This is a genomic window from Pseudomonas sp. RW407, from assembly GCF_003176655.1.
In the GTDB taxonomy this organism is placed as follows: Bacteria; Pseudomonadota; Gammaproteobacteria; order Pseudomonadales; family Pseudomonadaceae; genus Pseudomonas; species Pseudomonas delhiensis.
The window spans coordinates 591,062-591,697 of sequence record NZ_QGSL01000088.1; the positions used below are offsets into that span (position 1 = coordinate 591,062).

Sequence of the window (636 nt, forward strand, 5' to 3'; positions counted from 1 at the left end):
CAGCGGGCCGGTGACCGAGCCCTCGCCATCGACGATTTCACTGATGACCGGCAGCTGTGGCAGCGGGGTTTCCTCGCCCACCACGGTGAAGCCGATGCTTTCGCTGGCCTCGCCCTCCTGGCCGATGGCGTTCACCGGACGGGCGGAGATGCTGTGCTCGCCGGAGGCCAGCTCGGGCGCCTGGAAGCTCCAGTTGCCTTCGCCGTCCACCAGGGCGGTGCCCAGCAGGGTCGCGCCGTCGTAGATTTCCACGTACTGGGCCTCACCTTCGACATGGCCCTGTACGAGCGGCGCAGCATCGTCGGTGGAACCGCCGTTGGCGATCACCCCGGTGAGCGGGTCGACGTCGTCGATCAGCTCGATGCGGTCGATGACCATCGGCGGCACGCTGGTGTCGACGCTGAAGTCCAGCGACTCGCTGGGCTGGCTGGCGTTGCCGGCCGGGTCGGTGATGACCACGCTGATGCTGTGGTCGCCCTCTTCCAGCGGCTGTTCCGGGGTGAATTCCCAGTGGCCGTTCTCGTCGATGACGGCGGTACCGATCTCTTCACCGTTGTCGAGGATGCTCACGGTATCGCCCGGCTCGCCCGAACCGCTGAGGGTCGGCTGGGCCTCGTCGGTCACGCTGCCCGGCTC

Annotated in this window: 1 protein-coding gene; it reads right to left on the reverse strand. The window is 67.9% G+C overall.

Annotation, left to right across the window (positions count from 1 at the left end; translation table 11 throughout):
* On the reverse strand, nt 1–636 hold a 636-nt coding region (locus tag DK254_RS09185), incomplete at both ends, for an Ig-like domain-containing protein (protein ID WP_218281411.1).